The following is a 4,561-nucleotide window of genomic DNA, read 5'->3' on the forward strand; positions in this document are numbered from 1 at the left end:
GGAATCAGCCGGGACGCCCCGCGTTGACACAGGTATGACCTCGGCACCGCGGGACGTCCGCTTCTCGATACTCGACCGTTCCCGGGTGCGGAGCGGCCAGAGCCATCCGGAGGCGTTGCGCGAGACGGTCGAATTCGCCCGGCACGCGCAGGAATGGGGATACCACCGATTCTGGGTGTCGGAACATCACGGTGTGCCCGGCGTCGCGGGATCGGCGCCCACCGTGCTCGCGGCGGCCGTCGCGGCCGCGACCTCGCGAATCCGGGTCGGCACCGGCGGCGTGATGCTGCCGAACCACCAACCACTGGTGGTGGCGGAGCAGTTCGGAGTGCTGGAATCGCTGTTTCCGGGCCGGATCGATATGGGTCTCGGCCGTTCGGTCGGCTTCACCGACGGTGTACGCCGCGCGCTCGGTCACGGAAAGGCCGACGCCGACGATTTCGACGCTCGCCTGGCCGAGGTGCTCGAATATTTCACGCGCGGACGGGCGGGTGTGCATGCCTGGCCCGCCGAAGGCCAGCGGGTGCCGACCTTCCTGCTCGCCACCGGTTCCGGCGCGCAGCGCGCCGCCCGCTTCGGTCTTCCCCTGGTGATCGCACCCGTCGCGGGGACCGCGTCGATGGCGGCGGCGATCGAGGAGTACCGTCGCGATTTTCGCGAAAGCCCCTGGGGCGCCGAGCCGTACGTCATGATCTCGGCCGCCGTCGTCATCGCCGACAGCGTCGAGGAAGCCCACCGGCTGTTGCTGCCCGAAGCCTGGTCGTACGTCTATTCGCGCACACGCGGTGAGTTCCCCGCGCTGACGGCGCCGGAGGAGATCGAGCGACTCGAGTTCACCGAACGTGAACGCCGCCTCTACGACGACGCGTTGCGTGATCACATCCACGGCACCGAGGAGCAGGTGGCGGATGCCGTGGAGCAGTTGATCGCACGGACCGGCGCCGACGAAATCCTGGTCCACACCAGCACATACGATCGTCGCGCCCGGCTGGAATCGCATCGGCGCCTGGCGCGCCTGGTCGGTCTCGCCGCACCCGAACCAGTTTTTCGCGCAGGCTAATCCGGGAGCCGGAGATCGGCGGCGGCGTAGCTGAACAGCCCGCGATCATCGGCGTGCACGGTGACGGTGACCGACGCGCGCCGGTGTTTGACGTCGACGGCGGTGACGTGGCCGTGGAATCGCAGTGTCGTCGAGTCCGGGGCGGGCAGGCCGAGATAGTGGGTGTGGCGCGCGGCCTGGGTACGCAGCCGGGTGATTCCGGTGTCCGCGCCCACGGCCTTGCCGAGATAGGTGGCGACCAGGCCGAGTTCGATCGTGCTCGGTGTGGTGTCGGTGGCCCCGGTGAGCCGTGCGTAGCCGGTGAGGTCGTCGTGGCTCAATCCGACATCCCAGCGCGGCAGTTCGGATCCCGCGGTGAGTCCGTCGAGCGCGATCGGCCTCGGGTTCGCCGCCGATCCGCGCGTCCGCGCCGCGCAGACGTGGCCGCGGACGACCCTCGGCTCGGATACCGGCCCGCTCGCGCCGCCCATCCGCGTCAGCAACGATGTGGTCGCGGTCTGCTTGACCGCACCCTGCCGATCGACGAGGACGGATTTGATCGACAGCACGTGGTAGTCGGCGAAATGCCGGAACGCTTCGACGGCGGTGCGACACGTCAGCCGATCGCCCTCGACGACCGGTCGCCGGAACTCGACCACCTGGTCGACGTGCAGAATTCGATCCGCCCCACCGTCGGGAACGAATTCGGCGAGGATGTCGCCCAGTACCGGGGTGAATACGGTCGCGGTACACGCGGGCGGGGCGACGAGGGTGGGTGATTCGTACCCGTCGGGAAGTCCGCTGCGCCGCGTCGACGGCACATGTCGTACCGCACGCGAGAATTCGCGGATCAGGTCACCGTCTATCGGATGCGGTCCCGTGGTGAGGTGGCGATACACGACCGGTGACGGCACCACCTCGGCGGCGCGCGCCGGGCGGAGGGCATGCGTTCGGCGTAGGCCGGGGATCGTCTCCGACATCGCGACTCCCGTCGATCGGCCGTGGAATGGCTACCGCGGTGAAATCTGTCTGCCCATGCTGTTCCCGAAACGGCGGCGGGTGAACAGGATCGGTCGATCGTGAGGACAACTCACCGTTCGGCGGCAGCGGTTTTGGTAGAACAGTGCGCTCGGCGTGCCGACGCGGCTCCGATGCGTGACTTGTGCGCCGTACCTAGCGCGTGTCGGTGTCGTTGATGAGCTGTCCAGACGGCGGTCCGTTGTCTGGGAGAACGGGGTGGTGCGGACCTAGCGTTCGGTGCAGTTTCGGTCCCTTCGACCGAAGTCGTGGCCCACCGGGCCCGGAACACCGATGTTCTCCAGGAAGGCAATCGAATGAAACGACGTATCCGCCGTCGTGGTTCGACAGTTCGGACCAGTGCCGCTGTCATGATGGGCGTCTGCGTCCTCGCCATGAACTTCACGGCGGCCTCGGTGCGAGCCGAACCGCAGCCCGCGCCCACCGAGCAGAATCTGGCCGACTACATCGCCGCGGGCCGCAAGGCGGAGCCGGTGGCGGGTACGGGGTCCGCGTGCAACTCCGGCAGTGGGGCGGGTTCGGGAAACGGCTCGGGCGACTGCTACGGCGGTTCCGGGAGCAGTTCCGGTCTGTCCGGTGGATACGCCAGTGACACAGTCGGTTACGGCCCACCGCAGACGGCCTGGCTGTCGGCGTTCGCTTACGGCATGAGTCACCCCGATGTCGCGCCGCCGGGCACCAACGACTGGAACTGCAAGACCACCGATCCCGATCGCAGGCCGGTCGTCGCGCTGCACGGCACGTGGATGAACGCCTACAACGGTTTCGCCTACATGGGCCAGCCGATGAAGGACGCGGGATTCTGCGTGTTCACCTTCAATTACGGAAGGTCGTCGCTGATACAGGGCGGCGGAGTCGGCGCGCTGCTTCCCGGCGTGATGGGCACGGGCTACATCCAGGACGCGGCGAAACAACTCGCCGTCTTCGTGGACCGGGTGCGCGCCGCGACCGGCGCGTCCGAGGTCGATATCGTCGCCCATTCCCAGGGCGGCTCGATGGCGAATTGGTACGCCAAGTACGAAGGCGGTGCGGACAAGGTTCGCAAACTCGTCACCTTCGGCTCGACCCATCACGGCACCACCCTCGACGGCATCGGCGCACTCGGCCGTGCCATCAACAACTTCGGCATCGACATCCTCGGCTTCGTCGAATTGTTCGTCGGGCACGCCGGAATTCAGCAGACCGTCGGTTCGGATTTCACGAACCGGCTGAACGCGGTCGGCGATACCGTGCCGGGTGTCGACTACACCGTGGTCGGTACAAGGTACGACGAGGTCACCACGCCCTTCGACTCGACCTTCCTGAAGGCGGGTCCCGGTGCGACGGTCGACAACATCGTTCTGCAGGACGGATGTGATTCCGATATCTCCGACCACCTGACGTTCATGTATTCGCCCCGAGCGCTGTCCATCGCGCTGCGCGCGCTCGATCCCGTCGGGCATCCGCAGTTGACGTGCACATTCAATCCGTGGCTGATCGGCGGTGGCGGTTCACTCTGATCCGACGCAAGACCCGCGTCGCGCCGTCGGGATCGAGACCACTCTCCGCGATCCCGACGGTGTGACGCATCGCCCATCGGCACGGCCCCGGTCGGCTGTCGGTTCCCCGACCGCTCCCGCCCCGGCCCGTCCGATGGAGATGCCCACCGAGCGGACTCCGCACCGTCGCTCGGTGGGCATCGGGCATTTTCGGGCGGTCCACAATGGATCGTGCGCGGGACCGGGAGTTCAGCGAACGGCGGTCCGGCGGATTCGACAGGGGGTGCGCGGCCGGATTTGTCCGGTCCGTGCCGCGAGGTCACTCGCGACCATTTGTGAAAATCCTTCTACTCACAGATGTATGAAACCGGGTGTCGAATCAACGGCTGATTTCTTCCGATCCGAGCACCTTTTCGCTCCGAATAAATACTTCCCGATCGAGTAAAAGCAACCGGTTGGTCTGAACTGTTCTTCCCGCTCACTCGAGCAGTACAGCAAACTATGGTCAACCCTCTTTGTGTGCTCGCGGGTATCGGGTGATGACAAAAGCTGTTCTGGGCTGCGGGTATGGTGTCGGCGAGACGAACGGCATCCCGGCGATGTGCTGCTGTAACGCCTCTGCCACGCGAAACGAACACGATGTGACCGGTATTCCCGTCGCAACCGTGTCGTAGTGTGCGTCTACACTGACGGAATCCGGCCGGTTCTCCGGTGCTCTACGAGCTCGATCGCTTCATGCACGTAAAAATTGCGCGTTTCAAACAGGGATGTCGGCAATATTTGGGCAATGGAGGTGGGGAGTCGCTGTAGCTAGGCCGATCAGGACGCGATTGGGCGTCCAATTGCGGGCGTACAGGTTATACGCGGTTCGAGATCGGCGCTTCGAGAGCAGGGGTGGCGCCGCGTCAAACGGATGAACTCGCGTACTCGGGGAAATTCGGATGCGGAACGCACGGGTATCGCGCTGTGCTTCTGTGCCTCCGAATATGAAAAAGGGGTCACACGA

At 65.8% G+C, this 4,561-nt stretch carries 3 protein-coding genes; 2 read left to right on the forward strand and 1 reads right to left on the reverse strand.

Annotation, left to right across the window (positions count from 1 at the left end; all coding sequences use genetic code 11):
• Positions 1–34: 34 nt before the first annotated feature.
• Positions 35–1,060, forward strand: coding sequence for an LLM class flavin-dependent oxidoreductase (locus JZ792_RS03770; protein ID WP_216906851.1), 1,026 nt, complete (start codon positions 35–37; stop codon positions 1,058–1,060).
• Here the strand turns inward: JZ792_RS03770 and JZ792_RS03775 are convergent.
• Positions 1,057–2,019, reverse strand: coding sequence for an FAS1-like dehydratase domain-containing protein (locus tag JZ792_RS03775; RefSeq protein WP_216906853.1), 963 nt, complete (start codon positions 2,017–2,019; stop codon positions 1,057–1,059). The two genes, JZ792_RS03770 and JZ792_RS03775, sit on opposite strands and share 4 nt — an antisense overlap.
• Before the next feature lie 354 nt (positions 2,020–2,373).
• Between JZ792_RS03775 and JZ792_RS03780 the strand changes: the two genes are divergently transcribed.
• The gene (locus tag JZ792_RS03780) at positions 2,374–3,576 is read left to right on the forward strand and encodes an alpha/beta hydrolase (protein ID WP_438804291.1); all 1,203 of its coding nucleotides are present in this window, start codon (positions 2,374–2,376) and stop codon (positions 3,574–3,576) included.
• The last annotated feature ends 985 nt before the right edge of the window (positions 3,577–4,561 follow it).

The organism is Nocardia noduli (assembly GCF_019038455.1).
GTDB lineage: Bacteria > Actinomycetota > Actinomycetes > Mycobacteriales > Mycobacteriaceae > Nocardia > Nocardia noduli.

Bases quoted from the DNA above. Each gene is read 5' to 3' on its own strand.
- JZ792_RS03770 (WP_216906851.1), top strand. From the start codon at position 35: ATGACCTCGGCACCGCGGGACGTCCGCTTCTCGATACTCGACCGTTCC.
- JZ792_RS03775 (WP_216906853.1), bottom strand. From the start codon at position 2,019: ATGTCGGAGACGATCCCCGGCCTACGCCGAACGCATGCCCTCCGCCCG.
- JZ792_RS03780 (WP_438804291.1), top strand. From the start codon at position 2,374: ATGAAACGACGTATCCGCCGTCGTGGTTCGACAGTTCGGACCAGTGCC.